Here is a 20,056-nt window from a genome sequence, read left to right as displayed (position 1 = left end):
GGGCCTGTGCGGTGGGGGTCGGGGCGGACTCGGCGGTGCTCACCCGGAAGACAATCGCAGAGACGGCCCTCGTATTTCCGGTGCCGCGTCATCCGGAGCAACCTGCGAGCCGGACGCGACGGCAGGGCGCGCACCCGGCCGCCCTACAGCTCCAGGTCGGTGAGGGACCGCACCCGGACGTCGGGCGCGTCGAACACCGCCGGCCAGGACGTGCCGCGCCGGTCGACGTGGACCGTCCGGAACCCGACCGCACGTGCGCCGTGCAGGTCCCAGGGGTGTGCGGCGACGAGCGTCGCGTCCGCGGCCGCGGTGTCGGTGCTCGACAGCGCGTGCTCGTAGGTGCGCCGGTCCGGCTTCCAGACGCCGAGCGCGTCGACGCTGGTGCAGGCGTCGAACGCGTCCACGACACCCGCTCGTCCCAGCAGGGCCTCCGCGTACTCCGCGGTCCCGTTGGACAGGGCGACCAGGCGGTGGCCAGCACTCCGGAGCCGTCGGACGCCCTCGACCACGTCGTCGTGCACGGGCAACGAGGAGAAGCCCGACATGATCCGCTCCACCCCGTCCTGCACGGTGCCGGCACGGTGCTCCTGCGCGGACAGGAGCGTGGTCAGGGTCGCCCGCGCGACCTCGGCGAACGACCGGGCGCCCGTGCTGAGGCTGAGCGCGAACCCGTCGCGCAGGGTCGCGGCGAGCCAGGTCGACGGAGTCTCGCCGCGGACGCCGAGCGAGGTGAAGAGCGGCGACAGGGACGACGGGTCGGACAGGGTCTCGTTGACGTCGAGGAACACGGTTCGGGCCATGCGTCACCGTACGCCCGAGCGCTCCGGCAGGGCAGGTGCGCCGGAGCCGGCTCAGCCCTGCCCGGAGACGTCGCCGATCGTCCAGGACCGGACCGGCGAGGGACCGGCGGCTGCGACCGAGCCCGCGGCGGCACGCCCGACGTCGACGGTGGCCGTCCACACGGTCCGCAGGGCGGGATCGTCACACTCCGCGACGGGTCGCCACCCGGAGCCGTCTGCCGACGGGCCGCCACCGGCGACGGCGGTGGCGGCGACGCGGAAGCTCGCCGGCGCGGTCCGCAGGCCGACGCCGACGGACTTGAGCACGGCCTCCTTGTCGGTCCAGATCTGCAGACGGCGGGCGATGTCCGCGTCGCCGGGCGACGACGCACCCTCCCCGGCCCGTTCGGCAGGGTGCAGTGCGTACTCGTCGAAGCCGTCCCACAGTGCCTCGGGGAGCCGCTCGACGTCGACGCCGACGCGCGCCGCCGGGTCGGCGACGGCCACGAGCACGAGGTCTCCCGAGGTCGAGGTGGACGCCGAGGCGCCCGCCAGCCGCGGACGTCCGTGCGGCGCGCCGCAGCGATCGCACGTGCGGTCGACCGTCAGCGACGCCGCCGCCGACGGCGGGCGGCCCCCGACCGCGCAGGCGAGCAGCCGGAGGGCGAGCCGTCCGGCGAGGGTGCGGCGCCTGTCGGCGTCCGCTCGTCTGCGGTCGGCGGCGTCGCGGTCGGCCACGTCCACGAGCTGCTCCGCTCCCGCACCGTCGACCCGCCCGAGCAGTCGGTCGCCCGCGTCCAGGACGTCGTCGACGGTGGCCTGCAGGAGGTGGATCACCGCTTGCTGATCCGCCGGTACTGCACGACGGCGATCGGTGCGAACACGGCGATGATCGCGATGCAGCAGAGGAACGCGTACAGGAGTGCGTTGTCGGCCGGCCACCCCTGGCCCACGGCGAAGCCGCTCGGCGGCTCGTTGCCGAAGCCGCGTCGCACGGCGGTCGCGACGGCGGTGACCGGGTTCCACTCGGCGACCACCCGGAGGGGCCCCGGGAGCATGTCGGCCGACACGAACGCGCCGGAGACGAAGCAGACCGGGAACAGCCAGAGCAGGCCGAGGCTCTGCGCGACCTCGACGCTGCGGGCGGTCAGGGCGATGAACGCACCGATCCACGACGTCGCGAAGGCGAAGAGCAGCAGGAGGCCGCAGGTCAGCAGCGCGGACCAGACGTCGGAGTGCACACGCCACCCGATCGCCAGGCCGCAGGCGATCACGACGATGATCGAGATGGCGTTGGTCAGCAGGTCGGAGGTCGTACGCCCGAGGATGACGCCCACCCGCGACATCGGCAGCGCGCGGAAGCGGTCGATCAACCCGGTCTGGAGGTCCTTCGCCAGGTAGACGGCGGTGAAGGACGAGTTGAACGTGAGCGTCTGCGCCAGCACACCCCCGATGAGGAACTCCCGGTAGGCGTCGCCACCGAGCGCTCCCGCGAACACGTACCCCAGGATGAGCACGAAGATGACGGGCTGCGCGACCCCGGTCACCAGCGCGCCGGGGGTCCGGCGGACGCCGAGCATGTTCCGACGGGCGATGACGCGACCGTCGCGGAGGACGCTCGCGACGCTCATCGGGTCGCCCCCGCGGGTCGTCCGGCCGTGACGATCGCCGGTCCGGGGGCTTCAGGTCCCGTGTCCGGGGGGTCGGACCCGTCGGGCTCGGCGGCGTCGGCATCGGCCGGTGTGCCGGTGAGCTGCAGGAAGACCTCGTCCAGCGTCGGCTGTCGGAGGGCGGCCTCGGTCGTGTCCAGGCCGGCGGCGTGCAGGGCGCCGACGATGTCGAGCAGGTCCCGGCTGCCGTTGCCGGCGCCGACCGTCAACCGTCCGGACCGACCGTCGACGGTGACCTCGTGGCCCGCCCGCCGGACGGCGTCCACCGCCCGCGGGACGTCGCTGCCGGGGACGAGGAGGACGTCGACCCGTGCTCCGCCCGTCTGGGACTTCAGCCCTGCGGCGGTGCCCTCCGCGATGATGCGCCCCCCGTCGATCACCGCGATCGAGTCCGCGAGCTGGTCGGCCTCCTCGAGGTACTGCGTGGTGAGGAGCACGGTCGTACCGCCGGACGCGAGTGACTCGATCGCGTCCCACGTGTCCCGGCGTCCGCGGGGGTCGAGCCCGGTGGTCGGTTCGTCGAGGATGACGACCGGGGGCCGGGCGACGATCGCGCCCGCCAGGTCCAACCGACGACGCATGCCGCCCGAGTACGCCCCCGCACGCTTGTCGTCCGGGACGTCGTCGAGCCGGAAGTCCCGCAGCAACTCGCGAGCCCTGGCCTTCGCGGCCTTCCGGCGCATGCCGTACAGCTCGCCGACCATGGTGAGGTTCTCGAACCCGGTCAGTTTCTCGTCGACCGCCGCGTACTGGCCCGAGACGCCGAGGCACGCGCGGACCGCGTGTCCGTCGGTGGTCACCGACCGACCCGCGACCCAGGCGTCACCCGAGTCCGGCCGCAGCAGTGTCGTGAGCACCCGCACGGTGGTCGTCTTCCCCGCGCCGTTCGGCCCGAGCAGCCCCTGGACCGTGCCCTCCGGCACCTCGAGGTCGACGCCGTCCAGGGCCTGGTGGCTCCCGAAGCGCTTGGTGATGCCGCGGATGGAGATCACGAGGCGACGCGGTCGCTCTCGACGGACGGCGTGATGTCATGCCAGTGCTCCGAGACGTACTCGGTGCACGCAGCCTTCACGGCAGGTCCGAACACGGCCACCCAGCCCCGGGGGACGTCGGCGAACTCGGGCCACAGCGAGTGCTGTCCGGCTTCGTTCACCAGCACCCGGAAGGCGCCGTCCTGGTCATCGAACGGGTTCGTCATGGTCGATCCTCCTCTGCGTCGGCGGCAGGTGTCGTCTCACAGGGTTCTTCGGAGCGGGCGCCGGATCGGTTCGATGCCCGGTCGTCGGCGTGTCGGGCGTCGGCGTGTCGGGCGTCCTCGAGCAGCCGGTCGAGCACCGGGGCGATGTCGTCGAGCGCCCGGTCGACGAGCATGTCCTGGTGGCGCACGCCCACGCTGCTCGACGTCACCGTACCCCGGGCGAAGCGCTCCCAGGCGTCGGGCGCCGGACGGCCGGCAGGGACGTCCTCGGTCGCCTCGAACACGTGGAGGTCGCCGTCGACGACGGGGACCGGCGCGGCGTCCAGGAGCGCGCCGAGTCGACGGAACCGCCGCACCATGCGGTCGACCACGTGACCCGGCACGTCGGCCAACGGGTTGCCGGCCTCGGCGAGGAGGGCGAGCACCCGCTCGGCGTCGAGGGCGCCGTCCGGGGGGACCACGCCGTTCGCGTCGAGGAAGCCGCGCCACATGTCGTCGGTTTCCGCGACACCCTCGAACGCCGAGGCGTCCGTCGGGTAGGCGTCGAGCACCGCGAGGAGCGCGACCTGCTCCCCCTCCGACTGCAGCCGTGCCGCGATGTGGTGGGCGAGGCGGCCACCGAACGAGTACCCGGTGAGCAGGTACGGGCCGTGCGGCTGCTCGGCGCGGATCGCCGCCACGTACTCGGTGAGCAGCTCGTCGAGCGTCCCGGCGGTCGGCGGCTCGGGCTGGTCCGGTGCGATGCCCGGCATCTGCACCCCGAGCACCGGACGGGTCGTGGCGAGCCGCGACACGAAGGTGGAGAACTTCCACGCGACGCCGCTCGCGGGGTGCACGGCGAACACCGGTGCGTCCTCGCCGGTCCGACGGAGCGGCAGGATCGTGCGGAGGGACTCGGCGACGTCGGCGCCGCCGGACTCGACCAGTGCGGCGAGACCGGCGACCGTCGGCGCCTGGAAGAGCGCCTGCACCGGCAGGTCGGCGCCGAGCGCGTCGTTCACCCGCTGGATCGTCGGCTGCGCCACGAAGGAGTGACCGCCGAGCGCGAAGAAGGAGTCGTCAGCGCGGACGTCGTCCACCCCGAGCGTCTCGGCGAACGCCGCCGCCACCGCCCGTTCCGCGGGGCCGTCCGGGGCGGCACCCGCACCACCGCCGAGGCGGGGCTCCGGCAGCGCCCGGACATCGACCTTGCCGTTCGGGGTCAGCGGGACGGTGTCGATCGCGGTGATCGCGGCCGGCACCATGTAGTCGGGCACGCGGGAGCGCACCAGGTCCGACAGGCGGCCCAGGACCTCGTCGGACGCCGGGCCGTCGGTCACCACCCAGGCTCCGAGTTCGGTGCCACGTGGGGTGTCGACCGGCCGGACCACGGCCTGCGCGACGTCCTCGGCCGCGCGGAGGACCGCCTCCACCTCACCGGGCTCGACGCGGTGCCCGCGGATCTTCACCTGGCCGTCGCTGCGCCCGAGGGAGACGATGCCCGGTCGTGCACCCGCCTCGGCGTCGCGCCGGACGACGAGGTCGCCGGTCCGGTACATCCGGGTGCCGTCCGCCGCGAAGGGGTCCGCCACGAACCGCTCGGCCGACAGGTCCGGTCGACCGAGGTACCCGTGCGCCAGCTGCTCGCCGGCGAGGTACAGCTCGCCGACGCTGCCGACCGGGGTCGGACGGAGCCGGGCGTCGAGCACGTAGCCGATGGTGGCGACGGTCGTGGCGCCGAGTTCCGGGACGGTGCTGTCCGCCACCCGGGCGACCATGGAGTCCACACCGACCTCGGTCGGTCCGTACAGGTTCCAGGCGTCGACCGCCGGTCGTCCGCGCAGCCAGGTCCACAGGCCCGCGTCGAGGGGCTCGCCGCCCAGCAACAGGACGAAGGGGTCCCCGTCGTCGCGCCGGTCGAAGAGCGCCTCGAGGTCCGTCTGGCCCGTGAGCGCGGTGACGTAGCTCGGCGTGGTCTCCCACGCGCCGATGCCGCGTTCGGCGAACAGTGCGACGAGCGCCTGCGGGTCCCGCCGGGTCGCGTCGTCGACCATGTGCAGCTCGTGGCCGGCGGCCAGCCAGACGACGGGGTCCATCGCGGCGTCGAAGCCGACACCCGTGGTGTGCGCCATCCGCAGGCGGCGCTCGTCCGGGTCGGGCAGCAGGGTGGCGCGGTGGCTCGACAGCAGTGCGGCGAGCGCGCGGTGCGGCACCTGCACCGCCTTCGGCTCGCCCGTCGTCCCCGACGTGAACACGAGGTACGCCGGGTCGTCGGGTCCGGGAGCGCCTGCCGTCGCACGCGCCGGTGCGGTGGACGTCGACGGCGTCGGCGCGTCGAGCCGGACCACCCGGTCCGTCGACAGGCCGGCGTCGGTCGCCGCGAGGACGACGACGTCGGCACCGGTCGCGCCGTCCGCTCCGTCCGCTCCGTCCTGGAGGCCGTGGTGCAGCACCAGGCGCACGTCGGCGGTCCGGAGCATGGTCGCGATCCGCTCGCGCGGCAGCTCCACGTCGACGGGTGCGGCGACCGCGCCGGCACGCCACACCGCGAGGAGCGCAGCAACCGTGTCGACACCGCGTTCCAGGGGCAGCGCGACGACCTCACCCGGTCGCACGCCGTTCGCGACCACGGTCGCGCACAGCTCGTCGACACGGGCGTCGAGCGCAGCGGTGCTCAGGCGGCGGTCCCCGGCGACGATCGCGGGCGCCGTGGGTCGCGCGGCGACGGACGCGGCGAACGCCTCGAGGACGGACTCCTGGTGCTGGTCCGGCGTCGACGACCAGGCGGCGAGCCGGACGGTGCCCGGGTCGAGCGGTACGTCCCGCAGCGGCTGACGCGGCGCTCCGGAGGCGGCGGACAGGAAGGACACCCACCGGTCGACGATGCCCTCCGCGGCCCGGTCGCTGAACATGGACGCGTCGTACTCGAGCACCCCGTCGACCTCCCCCGACGACCGGGGTCGCAGGGTGAACGACAGGTCGACCTTCGCCGACCCGGTGGTGTCGGGCTCGAGCCGCTCGGTGGTGACGCCGGGCAGCGCGATCGCGACCCCGCTCTCCTCCTCCACCGAGAGCATCGTCTGGAACAGGGGGTGTCGACCGAGCCGGCGCTCGGGTGCCATCGCCTCCACGATGCGCTCGAACGGCACCGACTCGTGCTCGATGGCGTGCAGCGTGGCGGCACGGGCCCGCTCGATCGTCGCGATCAGGTCCGGCGCGTCGGCCATGCCGACGCGCAGCGGCAGCGTGTTGACGAAGAAGCCGACGAGGTCTGCGGTGTCCGGGTCCGACCGTCCGGCGGACGGCGATCCGACCACCACGTCGTCGCCGGCACCGATCCGGTGCAGGTACCCGGCGAGTCCGCCGAGCCAGGCGTGGAACCCGCTGGCCTGCGCCTGGCCGGCCGCAGCGTGCATCGCCGACACGACGCCCTCCGGCACGGTGAACCGGACCTGGCGGGCGGCACGGGTGGCCGACTCGGGCCGACGGCTGTCCGCCGGCAGGTCGAGCTCGTCCGGGATGCCGGCGAGGCGCTCGGTCCAGGCGGACAACGAGTCGTCGTGGCGCCCGCCGTCGGCCTCCTCGAGCGCCCGCTGCATCCGGGCGAAGTCCGCGTACTGGACCTCGAGCGGGCGCTGCGCGCGCGCCGTGCTCCCGGTCCGGGCGGCGTAGGCGGTGGCGATGTCGCGTGCGAGCGGGGCCAGCGAGGCACCGTCCGTGGCGATGTGGTGGATCAGCAGGTCGAGACGCCACTGCTGGTCCCCGGTACGGACGAGCGCGGCACGGACCGGGAGGTCGACCGTGAGGTCGAAGCCCACCCTGGTGTCGACCGCCGTGTCGGCGACGACACCGGGCTCGGGCGCGTGGATCCGCTGGACCGGCCGCCCGTCGACCTCCGGGTAGGTCGTGCGCAGCACCTCGTGTCGCTCGATCACGTCGTCGACGGCGTGCGCGAAGGCGTCGGTGTCGAGGTCACCGCGGAACGTCGCCTGCAGCAGCACCGAGTAGTCCGTGGAGGTCGGGTCGAGCCGGTTGAGGAACCACAGGCGTGCCTGGTTCGGCGACAGCGGCAGCTGCTCGCCGTCCCGGCGCGGGTGCTCGGCGGTCCAGGCCCCCAGCGCGGACGTGCTCGGACGCGTCCCCTGTGCCGGTGCCGTCGCTGCCGGCCCGACGGCCGCGAGCAGGCCGGCGGGGGTGGGCGCGTCGAAGATGCTGCGGAGGGGCAGTGACGCGCCGAGCTCGTCGCGGATCCGTCCCATCAGCCCCACGGCGAGCAGCGAGTGTCCGCCGAGCGCGAAGAAGTCGTCGTGCATCCCGACGTCGTGGGCGCCGAGCACCTCACCGAACACGCGGCTCATGGTCCGCTCGTCGTCGGTCACGGGCTCGGCGGAGGCGCCGGACGATGTGGGCTCCGGCAGCGCGGCGACGTCGACCTTGCCGTTCGGCGTGAGCGGGATCGCGTCGACGAGCGCGATCGCCGTCGGCACCATGTAGTCCGGCAGGTCGGCTGCCACTGCACGACGGGCGGTCTGGTCGTCGACCGAGCCGACGATCCACGCGACGAGCCGGGCGGTGTCCGGGCCGCCGGGCGCGACGATCCGCGCGACGGCGGAGTCCACCCCGTCGACGCGCTCGAGTGCCCGTGCGACGTCGTCGAGCTCGATCCGGTAGCCACGGAGCTTCACCTGGTCGTCGTCACGGCGGAGGAACTCGAGCTCGCCGGTGGCACGGCGGCGCACGACGTCGCCGGTGCGGTACATCCGGGTGCCGTCGCCCTGCGGATCGGCGACGAACCGACCGGCCGTCTCCGCTGCCCGCCCGCGGTACCCGTGCGCCAGGGAGCCGCCCGACAGGTAGAGCTCGCCGTCGACCCCGGGTGGCACCGGCTGCAGGAAGTCGTCCAGGACACGTGCGGTCACGTTCGCCACCGGCCAGCCGATGGTGACCGGCCCGGGCTCGATCCGCGCGACGACCGCGTCGACCGTGCTCTCGCTGGGCCCGTAGAGGTTCCACCCGTCGATGTGCTCCGCCTCGGCGATGCGGTCCCACAGCTCGGCCGGGACGGGCTCGCCGCCGACGGCGACCGTCAGGCGGGCACCACGCGCGGCGACGGCCTCGAACAGTCCGACCGCGGCGAGCTGGCGGGCGTACGACGGGGTCGTCTCGACGACGTCGACGCCGTGCTCGGTGATGCTCCGCACGACCGCCTCGGCGTTGGTCCGCGTCGCGTCGTCCGCCATCTCCAGCGTCGTCCCCGCGACGAGCCACAGGATCGGGTCCCACGCCGCGTCGAAGCCGAGGCCGGAGAGGTGCAGCATGCGCGGCGCACGGTCGCCGACACGGTCACGCACCGGCCCCATCATCGCTGCCTCGTGCTGCGCGAGCACGTTCGCCAGCGCCGCGTGGGACACCTGGACGCCCTTCGGTGTCCCGGTGGTCCCCGACGTGTAGACGAGGTACGCGACGTCCTCGGGTGTCGGTGCCGACGGAGACGGGGCGTCGCCGTCCTCGACCTCGAGGTCGGCCGGCGGGACGATCAGCGGGGTCGCGTCGATCGCAGCGGTGATCCGCCCGGCGCGTCCCGCGTCGTCGGTGACGACGACGGCGGGCGCTGCCCCGTCGAGGATCTGACCGATCCGCGCGTCGGGGTGTGCGACGTCGACGGGTACCGCGACGGCGCCGGCACGCAGGACACCGAGCACGACCGCGATCGCATCGGCGCTGCGCGGGAGCGCGACGGCGACGCGGTCACCGCTCGCCACCCCGAGTCCGGCCAGGCGGGTCGCGATCGCGGTGACCCGGCGTCCGAGTCCCGCGAAGGACGTCGTCCCGGCGGTGTCGACGAGCGCGCCGACCTCAGGGGTGCGCAGGACCGTGGCGTCGAGGCGGTCGAGGACGGTCCCCTCCGCGGCGAGCGCTCGTCCGCGCGCCTGGCGGTCGAGCACCAGGGCGGTCTCCGCGTCGACGTTCGGGATGTCGGAGAGCCGACGGTGCGGTGCGGCGACGAAGGCCCCGAGCACACGGTCGAGTGCATCGCGGACGCGCGCGGCGGTCGGTTCGTCGAAGAGCGCACGGTCGTAGCCGACCGTGATCACGAGCCCGCCGTCGTCGCCGGCGGGGGTCGTGACGTCGATGAGCAGGTCGGTCTTCACGCCGGCGCTCGTCGTCTGTGCGGGGACGGTCACCGCGACGTCGCCGAGGTCGAGTGCCGCCGGCTCGGTGTTCTGCAGGGTCAGCATCACCTGGAACAGCGGGTGACGCCCCGCCGACCGCGGCGGCCGGACCGCGTCGACGACCGCGTCGAACGGCACGTCCTGGTGGGCGTACGCGGCGGAGTTGCTCGCGCGGACCCGCTCGAGCAGGTCCTCGATGCTCGGGTCCCCGACGAGGGATGTCCGGAGGGCGACCGTGTTGACGAAGAAGCCGACGAGCTCGTCGAGGAGCGGGTCCGCACGGCCGGCGACGGGTGTGCCGAGCACGATGTCCTCGCCGGCGCCGTGCTGCTGCAGGGTGGCGGCGACGGCGGCGTGCAGGACGATGAACAGGCTGGTCCGGTGTTCGCCGGCGAACCGGCGGAGCTCGGCGTGCCGCTGGTCGTCGAGGTCCAGCGTGACCTGGCCGGTGCCCCGCCGGACGTCGCCGTCGACGGAGCGCGCTCGATCGCGGGGCAGCGTGATCTCGTCGGGTGCACCCTCGAGCGCCCCTCGCCAGAACGACAGCTGCTGCGCGAGCTCGCTCGACGGGTCGTCCGGGTCGCCGAGCTGCTCCCGCTGCCACAGCGTGAAGTCGGCGTAGTCGACCGGGAGCGGTTCCCATGCGGGCGCGGTACCGGCGGCGCGCGCCGCGTACGCCGTCCCGAGGTCACGGGCGAAGGGTGCGAGCGACCACCCGTCGGACGCGATGTGGTGCATCGTCGCGACGAGCACGTGGTGGTCGTCGTCGACGCGCAGGAGCACCGCGCGCAGCGGCGTCTCGGTCGTGACGTCGAACGGCCGCGTCGCCTCGTCGCGGACGACGTCGTCGACCCGGTGCTCGGGGACGGTGACCGTCAGGAACGACGGCTCGGCGGCTGCGCCGTCGAGGACCTGCTGCACCGGCTGGTCGCCCGCGAACGGAACGGTCGTGCGGAGTGGTTCGTGCCGCATCGCGACGTCCGTGAAGGCCGCGCGGAGCGCCGGGACGACGAGCGGCCCGTCCAGGCGGAGGACGACCGGGATGTTGTAGGCGGCCGAGTCCGGCTCGAGCCGGTTGAGGAACCACAGGCGGCGCTGCGTGAGCGAGACGGGCAGCGGGTCCGGTCGCGTCGTCCGCGCCAGACGGGTCGGACGATCGCTCGCCGGGCCCTCGTCGGTCCCGCCGGCGAGCCCGGCCACGGTCGGACGTTCGAAGACGTCGCGCACGGTCACGGTCCGGTCGAGTCGTTCGGACAGCCGCGCTGCGAGGCGGGTGGCGAGCAGGGAGTGCCCACCGGCCGCGAAGAAGTCGTCGTCGATCCCGACCGATCCGACCTCGAGCACCTCCGCGAACGCCTCGGCCGTGATGCGTTCGCGCTCGGTCCGCGGCTGCTTGACCGGCCCGGCACCCGACGGCTCCGGCACCGGCAGGGCACGACGGTCGAGCTTGCCGTTCGGTGTCACGGGCAGGTCGTCCAACGCGACGATGGTCGACGGCACCATGTAGTCGGGGACCTCGGAGCGCATGCCGTCCCTGACGACCACGGGCAGGTGATCCAGGTCGCCGTCGGACTCCACGTAGCCGATGATCCGGCTGGTCGGCCCCTCGCCCCGCACGACGGCGGCGGCACGGGTGACCCCGGGCTGCCGCGACATCGCCGCCTCGACCTCGGCGAGCTCGACACGGTAGCCGCGGATCTTCACCTGGTCGTCGATGCGCCCGACGAAGCGCAGCGAGCCGTCGCGACGACGACGCACGACGTCGCCCGTGCGGTACATGCGGGACCCGTCGGCGGCGAACGGATCCGCGACGAAGCGTTCGGCGCTGAGGCCGGGCTGCCCCACGTAGCCGCGGGCCACGTTCGTGCCGGCGAGGTAGAGCTCCCCCACGGCGCGGTCGGGCACGGGTGTGAGGCTGGCGTCGAGGATGTAGTGCCGGCTGTTGCGGACGGACGAGCCGATGTGCGGCTCCCGGCCCGGCTCCACCACAGCGGTGAGGCTGTCGACCGTCGCCTCGGTGGGACCGTACAGGTTGACGGCGTGGACGTCGTCGCGGTGCGCGAGTGCGTCCCACAGCGCTGGACCCACCGCTTCCCCGCCGATGGCGATCTCGGTGGGGTGGACCTCCGCGTCGAGCATGCCCGCGGCGAGCAGCGCCTCGGCGAAGGACGGCGTGGTCTCGATCGCGTCGATGCGGCGGCGGGCGAACTCCTCGACCAGTCGCTCGGGGTCGCGGCGGACGTCATCGGCGATCACGTGCAGTTCGTGACCCGCGAAGAGCCACAACAGCGGGTCCCACGCAGCGTCGAACGACAGCCCGGCGGTGTGCGCGACGCGCAGCGGACGACCGAGCCGCCGAGCAGCGGGCTCGAACATCTCGGCACGGTGGTGCTGGAAGAGGTTCCGGAGCGCCGTCCGGTCGACGCCGACGCCCTTGGGGCGTCCGGTGCTGCCGGACGTGAAGACGATGTAGGCGAGTGCGTCGTCGGCGACGACCGGGAGCGTGCTCGGGTCGTCGGTCCGCCGGCGCCAGACGGCGGTGTCGGCGTCGACCGCGAGCGAGGGCACCCGCCAGGAGGCCCCGGCGGCACGGTCACGGGCGAGCTGTCCGCTGCTCGTCAGGAGCATCGTCGGCTCGGAGTCCTCGATCATCCCGGCGACACGGTCGGTCGGGTACTCCGGGTCGAGGGGGACGTAGACGCCACCGGCGCGCAGGACGGCGAGGACGAGCATCGGCAGGAGCGAGCTGCGCTCGATGCGCACGGCGACCCGGCTCCCGGGGACGACGCCCTCGCGGACCAGGTGGTGCGCGAGTCGTGTCGCGTCCGCGTCGAGCGACGCGAAGGTCGTGGTGCCGTCGTCGGCGACGACCGCGACCTCGTCCGGACGTCGACGGGCGACGTCGGCGAACGCCTCGAGGACGCGCTGGGGCTCGAGATCGACGGTCTCGCCGGTGCCCTGCTCGAGGAGCGTCGCGACCTCGGCGTCCCGCACCACGGCAGCGTCCGTGACCGTCAGTCCCTCCGGGTCGTCGACGACCCGGTCCACGAACGCGAGCAGCCGGTGCGCGTGCTCGGCGAGGCTCTCGGACGTGTGCAGGTCGGCGTCGCCCTCGAGTTGCAGTGTCGGCTCCGCGGCGTCGCTCGTCAGGCCCGACAGCACGATCGACAGGTCGTGGACCGGCCCGGTCGAGAGGATGTTGACCGCGCCGACGGCCGCGCCGAACCGGATCTCGTCGATCACCGGGAGGAGGTTCACCGACGGGCCTGCGTAACGGGGGGCACCGTCGAGGGACTCGACCGGGAAGCGCTGGTGCGCGACGGCTCCTCGGACCACGTCGCCGGCGTGGGCCACCACGTCCGCGACGGTCGCGCTCGCCGGCACGTCGATCCGCAGCGGCAGGATGGTGGAGAGCATGGAGGGGGTGGACTTCGCCACCCGACCACGGCGGGCGGTGACCGGCAGACCGAGCGCGACGCGCTCCTCCCCCGTGATCTTCGCGGTGTAGAGGGCCACGACCGCGACGACGGTCTTCGGCAGGTCACGGCCGAGCGCCGCGAGCCGAGCGGTGCGCTCCGCGTCGAGCGGCACGGCGACCCGGACCACCCGGCGGGCCGCGGAGGCGGTGGTGCCCTCGAGCCCGACGACGGGCGTCTCCTCGGCGAGCACGCCCCGCCAGTGCGCCTCGTCGAGTTCCCACTGTCCGGACGCCTCGTACTCGGCGAGGTCGCGGTGGAGCTCGTTGAGGCCGGGGAGGGGCGACGGGACCCGCGCGGCGAGGTGTGCGAGCGGCCGGGCGGCGAGGTCGAGCAGGCGTCCCGACGGGGCGTGCTCCGCCAGCCGCGTGTACACCTCGGCCATGTACCGCAGCGCGATGACCGCCGAGTAGCCGTCGAGCAGGATGTGGTGCACCCGCTGGAACAGCAGCGCGCGCGTCGTGGTGATCCGGAACAGGACGGCGGCGAAGAGGTCGTCACCCTGCACGTCGCGCGGGGTGCCCATCTCGCGCTCCATGGCGGCGCGTGCCTCTGCCAGTGCCACGTCCTCGTCGAGGTGACGGAGGTCGACGACCTGGACGACCTCGTCGGTCGGGCGCGGACGCTCCACGATGCCGTACGGCCCGTCGGCGTCCGATCGGAGGCGGGTGCTCAGCGCGTCCAGGTCGGCGACCGCCTTCGTGAGGGCGACCCGCACGAGGCGTGGGTCGAGCTCGCCCCGCAGGTCGAGGTACTGCCCGATCTGGTAGGTCGGGTTCGACGGGTCGAGCTCCTGGGCGTACCAGATGCGCCGCTGGGCGGACGTCAGGGGGACGCGGACCTCCGCTCCCCGCTCGCTCCGGTCGTGCTGGTGGTGCTTGCTCGTCACGGGACACTCCTCCTGTGGGGACGCGGCCGCTGCTCGGCCGCTCCGCGGTTCCGCCGGTTCCGGCGCGGTCGGTCGTCCGGGATCTCCCCGAACCGCGGGTCCTACTGGAACTGCCCGATCTGCAGGGAGTCGAGGATCCCGCCGACATCGACGAGCGGGCCGTCGATGAGCGGGCCCTGGATGAGCGTCGGGGACGCCGTCACGTTCGTGGTCGTGCTCTCTGCTGCGTTCGCGGCGGTCGCGTTGGTGGCCAGGCCGCCGAGCGTCAGCGCCACGGCGACGGTCGCGGTGCTCAGGATGCGGGTGTTCTTCTTCACGGGAACTCCTCGTCGACTGTCAGCAGCCGGACCTCGGCCACCTCGAGTCGTTCGGGGCCGGCGGCATGATCGGTTTGGTCGCCCGCCTGCCGTCGTCCGGAGCGGCAGCACGCCAGCGACGCCGGAGAGGCGATTCGGTATGTCGCCCGCGGGCCTGTACGGTACTGTTCGTGATAACGAGACTCATTCACACAACGACGCTGGCTGCCACCGTGGCCGTGACGCTCGTCGGGTGCGCCGGGCCGGCGGACGACCGCGCGGAGACCGCCGGCGACGACGGCGCCGTCGAGCTGACGAGTTGCGGGGTCGACCTCACGGTCGACGGCACGCCCGAGCGAGCCGTGACGCTCGAGCAGGGCGCGACCGAGGTGATGCTCGCGCTCGGGCTGCAGGACCGCATGATCGGGACGAGCTACCTGACGGACGCCGTCGCGCCCGAGTACCGCGACGCGTACGAGGAGATCCCGGTCCTGGCCGACCAGTACCCGTCGACCGAGCAGCTCCGCGGAGCGGCGCCCGACTTCGTCTACTCGATGCGGGCCTCCGCCTTCGCCTCCGATGCGGCCGGCGACCGCCGCGAGCTCGTCGACCTCGGCGTCCCCGCCTACCTGTCGGCCAACGACTGCGAGGACCCCTCGCTCATCCCGGACGAGGTCGGGTTCGACGCGATCCTCGACGAGGTCGCGGACATCGCCGAGGTGTTCGGGGTCGAGGAGCGCGGGCGCGAGCTGGTGGCCGAGCAGCGCAGCACGCTCGACGCCGTCACCGCGGACGCCGCCGCCACCGGCAACCCCTCGATCATGTGGCTGTACTCGTCCATCGACGGCGCTCCCGTCGTCGCCGGCGCCGACGGGCTCGCGCAGACCATGAGCGACGTCGCCGGCGCGACGAACGTCTTCGAGGACCTCGACGGGCAGTGGGGCGAGACCAGCTGGGACGAGATCGCCCAGCGCGACCCGGACGTGATCGTCCTCGCCGACCTGTCCCGCGGCCTCCCCGGCGACAGCGCCGAGGACAAGGCCGACCAGCTGCGTGACGACGCCGTCACGCAGGCACTCAGCGCCGTCGAGCGCGACCGGCTCGTCGCCGTCCCGGCGACCGAGCTCGACCCGTCCGTACGGAGCATCGACGCGTTGGAGACCGTCTCCGACGCACTGCAGGACCACACGGAGGACCAGCGATGACCACCACCACCGAGAGCGCCGCGGCGCTGCAGCTCCTGGCCGCCTGGGACGCCCAGCAGGCCGCCTACATCACGAACCGGGAGGCACGCTTCGACGTGATGCTGGACGTGGTCGACCACGTCGTCCCGCAGGGCGGCGTCGTCCTCGACCTCGCCAGCGGCCCCGGCTCGATCAGCCAGCGTGTGGTCGCCCGGCGCCCCGACCTGACGTGCATCGCACTCGACCACGACCCGGTCCTGCTCGAGCTGGGCCGGACCGCGCTCGCCGGTCAGCCGGTCGAGTTCGTCGACGGCGACCTCTGGGACCCGGCGTGGACCGACCTGCTGCACGGCGCGGTCCCCGACGCCGTCCTCAGCTCCACCGCACTGCACTGGCTGCCCTCCGACGTCCTGAGCCGCGTCTACAACGACCTCGGTCGGCTGCTCCGTCCCGGAGGCGTCGTCATGAACGCGGACCACCTCCGGCACCTCGACGGGCGGACCCTGTTCGCCGAGCTCAGCGCCCGCGACGACGAGCGCACGCAGCGCGACGACCGTGCGGCCGGGGCGCTCGACTGGGACCAGTGGTTCGCCGAGGTCGTCGCCGTGGAGCGGTACGGGCGCCTGGCCGCCGAGCGGGAGCGGCGGTTCGAGCACCGCCCGCCGAACCCGGAGCTCAGCCTGCGGTTCCACGTCGCGGCACTCGAGGTCGCCGGCTTCGCCGAGGTCGGACCGGTCTGGCAGTACCTCGACGACTACGTCGTGCTCGCCCGCCGGTGAGACCACTCGCCGCCCGCGCGGCGGTCGTGCCCGCTCTCGTCGTCGTGTTGGCCCTCGCGGCGGTCGCCGGCGTCACCGCGGCGGGTGGGGCGATCGGCTGGTCGGAGACGCTGCGGTCGGTCGGGAGCCACCTGGGCCTCCCGGTCGCGCCGCTGCCACCACTGGTCGACTCGGTCGTCTGGCAGCTCCGGCTCCCCCGCGTGCTGCTCGCGGCGGTGGCGGGCGCGGGGCTCGCCGTGAGCGGCTGCGTCCTGCAGGCCGTCACCCGGAACGTCCTGGCCGAGCCGTACCTGCTCGGCGTCTCGTCGGGGGCATCCACCGGCGCGGTCCTGGTCCTCGTGCTCGGTCTGGGCGCGGGATCGGTGACGCTCGCCGGCGGTGCCCTGGTCGGCGGGCTCGTCTCGTTCGCGCTCGTGTTCGCCCTGATGGGTCGGGACACGTCGGGGACGAGCCGGCTCGTGCTGACCGGCGTGGTGGTGGGGCAGCTCTTCTCGGCGGTGACCTCGCTCGTCGTGACGGCGTGGGGCGACGCCGACTCGACCCGCGGCATCACCTACTGGCTGCTCGGGTCCCTCGCCGCGGCCAGGTGGTCCTCCGTCGTCGTCTGCACGGTCGTGGTCGTGGTGACGACGGCCGTGTTCGTCCTCGTGGCACCGACCCTCGACGCCTTCGCCTTCGGACACGACGCAGCCCGCTCGCTCGGGGTCGACGTCCGCGCGCTGCGCGTCACCGCGCTCGTCGGCGCCGCGACGACGACGGCCGCCGTGGTGGCGGCCGTGGGAGCCATCGGGTTCGTCGGCCTCGTCGTGCCGCACGCGGCACGGGCGCTCGTCGGGGCGGGGCACCGCAGGCTGCTCCCCGTCGCAGCGTTGGGCGGCGCGGTGTTCCTCGTGGTCGCGGACCTGCTCGGACGGGTGGTGTTCGCGCCCGCGCAGATCCCCGTGGGCGTGGTCACGGCGCTCGTGGGCGTCCCGGCCTTCCTGGTCGTCCTCCGCCGGGGACGACGATCGTGAACGGCACCGTCGGTCCCGGACGCCCCGCGGCCCTCGAGGCCAGGGGCCTGGGCCAGGTCATCGGCGGCGTGCACGTCCTCACCGGCGTCGACCTCGTCGTCCCGGACGGGCAGGTCACCGGTGTCGTCGGACCCAACGGCTCCGGGAAGTCCACCCTGGTCCGCGCCCTCGCGCGACTCGGACGCCCGGACTCCGGCACGGTGCTGCTCGACGGCGCGGACATCCACCGCCAGGACGGTCGGACCGTCGCCCGACGGCTCGCGTTCGTGGAGCAGGACGGCCACACCGACATCGACCACTCGGTGCTCGAGGTGGTCAGGCTCGGACGCCTGCCGCACCGCCCGCGCTTCGCCGGCACCACCGCTGCCGACGACGCGGTCTGCCGTGGAGCCCTCGAGGCGGTGGGTCTGGTGCACCTCGCCGACCGACGGTGGAACACCCTGTCCGGTGGTGAGCGCAAGCGCGTCCAGATCGCACGCGCGCTGGCACAGGAGCCGGACGTGCTGGTCCTCGACGAGCCGCTGAACCACCTCGACGTCCGCCACCAGTTCGACGTCCTCGATCTGCTGCGGTCCCGCCCGTGGACGGTGCTCGTCGTGCTGCACGACCTCGACCTGGCCGCGAGGGCCTGCGACCAGGTGGTCGTCCTCGACCGCGGCCGGGTGGTGGCGGCCGGTGCGCCCTCCGACGTCCTGACCCCGGCCCTGCTGGCGGACGTGTTCGAGGTCGACGGCCGCATGACCGGCCGGTCCACGGGGACCCGCCTCGAGCTGTTCGGTACGGCCCGGGCCCCGGGTGGTCCCCCGCCGGCCTCCTAGTGGTGGGCCGCGGTGGTGACGACGACGGCTGCCGCGGCGACGGCACCCGCGACGGCGAGGACCGTGACCGCCAGGGGCAGCCGCCCGGACGGCAGTGGCACGCGGTCCGTGTCCGATCGGAGCAGTGTGCGGTGCACGACCCGGTGTCGGCGGTGCGCGGCGACGAGGACGGCGACCGCTGCTACCAGGCCGAGCCCGGCGGGCAGGACCGCCCAGGCACCGAGGACCTCGGGCAGGATCCGCACCGCCACGAGCGCCGCGACCACGAGCGCCAACGCGGTGCGACGCCACGCCAGGGCGGTGCGCTCCGGCTGCAGTCCGGGGTCGAACAGCTGCCGCTGGGTCACCGGTACAGCACCCCGAGGAACACGAGCACCCCGACGACGATCACGGCGACCCCGATCGGCAGCGCGAGCACCGCGGACGGCAACGGGGCGCCCCGTCGCAGCGACCGTTCCGCGTGCACCCAGCCGAACCACGCCTGCAGCGGCGTCACGATCCCGGTGGCGATGAGCACGAGCGACGCCGCGAGCCGGAACCCGGCATGGATGCCCAACCCGAGCGCCTCGAGCGCGACACCGCCGGCCAGCAACGCCAGCGCGGTCCGGATCCACGCCAGGAACGTGCGCTCGTTCGCGAGACTGAACCGGGCGTCCGGTTCCGTCCCGTGCCGGTAGACGTTGCGTGGGAAGCGACGATCCGCCGGACGCGCGCCGTCCCCACCGGTCACGCCGCGCCTCCCGACCGGGCCGACGACGCGGCAGCCGCGACGCCCGCGGGACGCGACACGGTGCGGAAGCCGGCGTTGCCCATCGACGAGTCCGGCGTGTTCTGCGAGCGCGCGGCGTTCCGGTAGCGGTTGCAGTACGAGTCGTGGCACAGGTACGACCCGCCCCGCATCACCCGCGGCGCGTCCGGCGTGACCACGGCAGGACCGGTCGGGTCGGTGACGGTGCCCTCCGCGGCGTCACGGGCGTACGTGCCCACGTCGAACACGTCCTGGCACCACTCCCACACGTTGCCGACCGTCTGCCACACCCCGTACCCGTTCGCCTGGAACGACCGCACCGGCGCCGTCGTCAGGAACCCGTCGTCCGTGGTGTTCTCCGTCGGGAACGTGCCCTGGAAGATGTTCACCCGCCACGGCCGGCCGTCGCCGTCCGCAGCACCGAGGTCGTCGCCCCACGGGTACCGGGTCTGCTCGAGCCCGCCACGGGAGGCTGCCTCCCACTGCGCCTCCGTCGGCAAGGCGCGCCCCGCCCATCCGCAGTACGCCTGCGCGTCGTTCCACGATACGTGGACCACCGGGTGGTCGCCCAGCCCCTCGATCGAGGACCGCGGGCCGCCCGGGTGCGCCCAGTCCGCACCGCGGACCCCGAACCACCACGGCGTCTGCGGCGGCTGCCCCACGACGTCACCGTCGTCAGCGTCGAGGGCGAGGTGGAACACCGCCGAGTACCCGAACACCTCCGCTTCGGTCCGGTACCCCGTCGCAGCCACGAACCGGGCGAAGTCGTCGTTCGTGACGCTCGTGACGTCGATCTCGAACGCGGACACCGTCACCGGGTGCACCGGCGTCTCGCCGTCACCCCACTTCCCGTCGCCCTGCCCGTCCCCCATCAGGAACGTCTGCGCCGGCACCGATGCCTGCTCGATCCCGTGCTCCGTAGCCGGTCCGGCGCCGTGGGCCGGCAGCACCGGCGAGCGGAAGCCCGATGCGAACGCCGCCCGGCCCGTCGGCGCGCAGCAGTCGTGGCCATGGTCCTCGTGTTCCGGCATGTCCTCATTCTCCGTGATCCGGC

Annotated in this window: 14 protein-coding genes; 4 read left to right on the top strand and 10 right to left on the bottom strand. The window is 73.9% G+C overall.

Going from position 1 to position 20,056, the window contains the following annotated elements:
• Nucleotides 1-143: 143 nt before the first annotated feature.
• The 7 genes from DEJ23_RS06985 to DEJ23_RS06955 all read right to left on the bottom strand — a co-directional run bounded on the left by DEJ23_RS06985 (nt 144) and on the right by DEJ23_RS06955 (nt 14,481).
• On the bottom strand, nt 144-800 hold the full coding sequence (locus DEJ23_RS06985) for a haloacid dehalogenase type II (protein ID WP_111239546.1): 657 nt from the start codon (nt 798-800) through the stop codon (nt 144-146).
• Between the two features lie 51 nt (nt 801-851).
• Nucleotides 852-1,616: a 4'-phosphopantetheinyl transferase superfamily protein gene (locus DEJ23_RS06980; protein WP_181429161.1), complete on the bottom strand. Its 765-nt coding sequence runs from the start codon at nt 1,614-1,616 to the stop codon at nt 852-854.
• The gene (locus DEJ23_RS06975; protein WP_111239544.1) at nt 1,613-2,410 is read right to left on the bottom strand and encodes an ABC transporter permease; all 798 of its coding nucleotides are present in this window, start codon (nt 2,408-2,410) and stop codon (nt 1,613-1,615) included. Before DEJ23_RS06975 ends, DEJ23_RS06980 begins: the two co-directional genes overlap by 4 nt.
• Entirely contained in the window at nt 2,407-3,441 is a 1,035-nt protein-coding gene (locus tag DEJ23_RS06970; RefSeq protein WP_111239543.1) for an ATP-binding cassette domain-containing protein, read from the bottom strand. The genes DEJ23_RS06975 and DEJ23_RS06970 overlap by 4 nt, the downstream gene beginning before the upstream one ends.
• Nucleotides 3,438-3,647 carry an MbtH family protein gene (locus tag DEJ23_RS06965; protein ID WP_111239542.1) on the bottom strand — a complete coding sequence of 70 codons (210 nt, stop codon included), beginning with the start codon at nt 3,645-3,647 and terminating at the stop codon, nt 3,438-3,440. Before DEJ23_RS06965 ends, DEJ23_RS06970 begins: the two co-directional genes overlap by 4 nt.
• Nucleotides 3,644-14,164, bottom strand: coding sequence for a non-ribosomal peptide synthetase (locus DEJ23_RS06960; protein ID WP_111239541.1), 10,521 nt, complete (start codon nt 14,162-14,164; stop codon nt 3,644-3,646). The genes DEJ23_RS06965 and DEJ23_RS06960 overlap by 4 nt, the downstream gene beginning before the upstream one ends.
• Before the next feature lie 101 nt (nt 14,165-14,265).
• Nucleotides 14,266-14,481, bottom strand: coding sequence for a hypothetical protein (locus tag DEJ23_RS06955; RefSeq protein WP_111239540.1), 216 nt, complete (start codon nt 14,479-14,481; stop codon nt 14,266-14,268).
• Between the two features lie 170 nt (nt 14,482-14,651).
• Between DEJ23_RS06955 and DEJ23_RS06950 the strand changes: the two genes are divergently transcribed.
• Genes DEJ23_RS06950 through DEJ23_RS06935 form a run of 4 tightly spaced genes read left to right on the top strand, consistent with a single transcriptional unit; the run spans nt 14,652 to nt 18,254 of the window.
• Entirely contained in the window at nt 14,652-15,665 is a 1,014-nt protein-coding gene (locus DEJ23_RS06950; protein WP_146240212.1) for an ABC transporter substrate-binding protein, read from the top strand.
• The gene (locus DEJ23_RS06945) at nt 15,662-16,423 is read left to right on the top strand and encodes a trans-aconitate 2-methyltransferase (protein WP_111239538.1); all 762 of its coding nucleotides are present in this window, start codon (nt 15,662-15,664) and stop codon (nt 16,421-16,423) included. The genes DEJ23_RS06950 and DEJ23_RS06945 overlap by 4 nt, the downstream gene beginning before the upstream one ends.
• Before the next feature lie 26 nt (nt 16,424-16,449).
• Nucleotides 16,450-17,436, top strand: coding sequence for an iron ABC transporter permease (locus tag DEJ23_RS06940; protein WP_258375313.1), 987 nt, complete (start codon nt 16,450-16,452; stop codon nt 17,434-17,436).
• On the top strand, nt 17,433-18,254 hold the full coding sequence (locus tag DEJ23_RS06935) for an ABC transporter ATP-binding protein (RefSeq protein ID WP_258375311.1): 822 nt from the start codon (nt 17,433-17,435) through the stop codon (nt 18,252-18,254). The genes DEJ23_RS06940 and DEJ23_RS06935 overlap by 4 nt, the downstream gene beginning before the upstream one ends.
• On the opposite strand, the gene DEJ23_RS06930 is transcribed toward DEJ23_RS06935, so the two are convergent.
• The 3 genes from DEJ23_RS06930 to DEJ23_RS06920 are packed head-to-tail and all read right to left on the bottom strand — an operon-like array spanning nt 18,251 to nt 20,033.
• Complete coding sequence (locus DEJ23_RS06930) at nt 18,251-18,601, bottom strand: DUF202 domain-containing protein (protein WP_111239537.1); 351 nt, start codon at nt 18,599-18,601, stop codon at nt 18,251-18,253. The genes DEJ23_RS06935 and DEJ23_RS06930 overlap by 4 nt on opposite strands.
• Nucleotides 18,598-18,984: a YidH family protein gene (locus DEJ23_RS06925; RefSeq protein WP_111239536.1), complete on the bottom strand. Its 387-nt coding sequence runs from the start codon at nt 18,982-18,984 to the stop codon at nt 18,598-18,600. Before DEJ23_RS06925 ends, DEJ23_RS06930 begins: the two co-directional genes overlap by 4 nt.
• The gene (locus DEJ23_RS06920) at nt 18,981-20,033 is read right to left on the bottom strand and encodes a formylglycine-generating enzyme family protein (protein ID WP_111239535.1); all 1,053 of its coding nucleotides are present in this window, start codon (nt 20,031-20,033) and stop codon (nt 18,981-18,983) included. The genes DEJ23_RS06925 and DEJ23_RS06920 overlap by 4 nt, the downstream gene beginning before the upstream one ends.
• Nucleotides 20,034-20,056: the final 23 nt, after the last annotated feature.

It is taken from the genome of Curtobacterium sp. MCSS17_008 (assembly GCF_003234185.1).
Taxonomy (GTDB): domain Bacteria; phylum Actinomycetota; class Actinomycetes; order Actinomycetales; family Microbacteriaceae; genus Curtobacterium.
This window is presented reverse-complemented; position numbering and strand designations above follow the sequence as displayed.

Coding starts and splice junctions, on each gene's coding strand:
- DEJ23_RS06985 (WP_111239546.1), bottom strand. CDS start 800: ATGGCCCGAACCGTGTTCCTCGACGTCAACGAGACCCTGTCCGACCCG.
- DEJ23_RS06975 (WP_111239544.1), bottom strand. CDS start 2,410: ATGAGCGTCGCGAGCGTCCTCCGCGACGGTCGCGTCATCGCCCGTCGG.
- DEJ23_RS06965 (WP_111239542.1), bottom strand. CDS start 3,647: ATGACGAACCCGTTCGATGACCAGGACGGCGCCTTCCGGGTGCTGGTG.
- DEJ23_RS06945 (WP_111239538.1), top strand. CDS start 15,662: ATGACCACCACCACCGAGAGCGCCGCGGCGCTGCAGCTCCTGGCCGCC.
- DEJ23_RS06920 (WP_111239535.1), bottom strand. CDS start 20,033: ATGCCGGAACACGAGGACCATGGCCACGACTGCTGCGCGCCGACGGGC.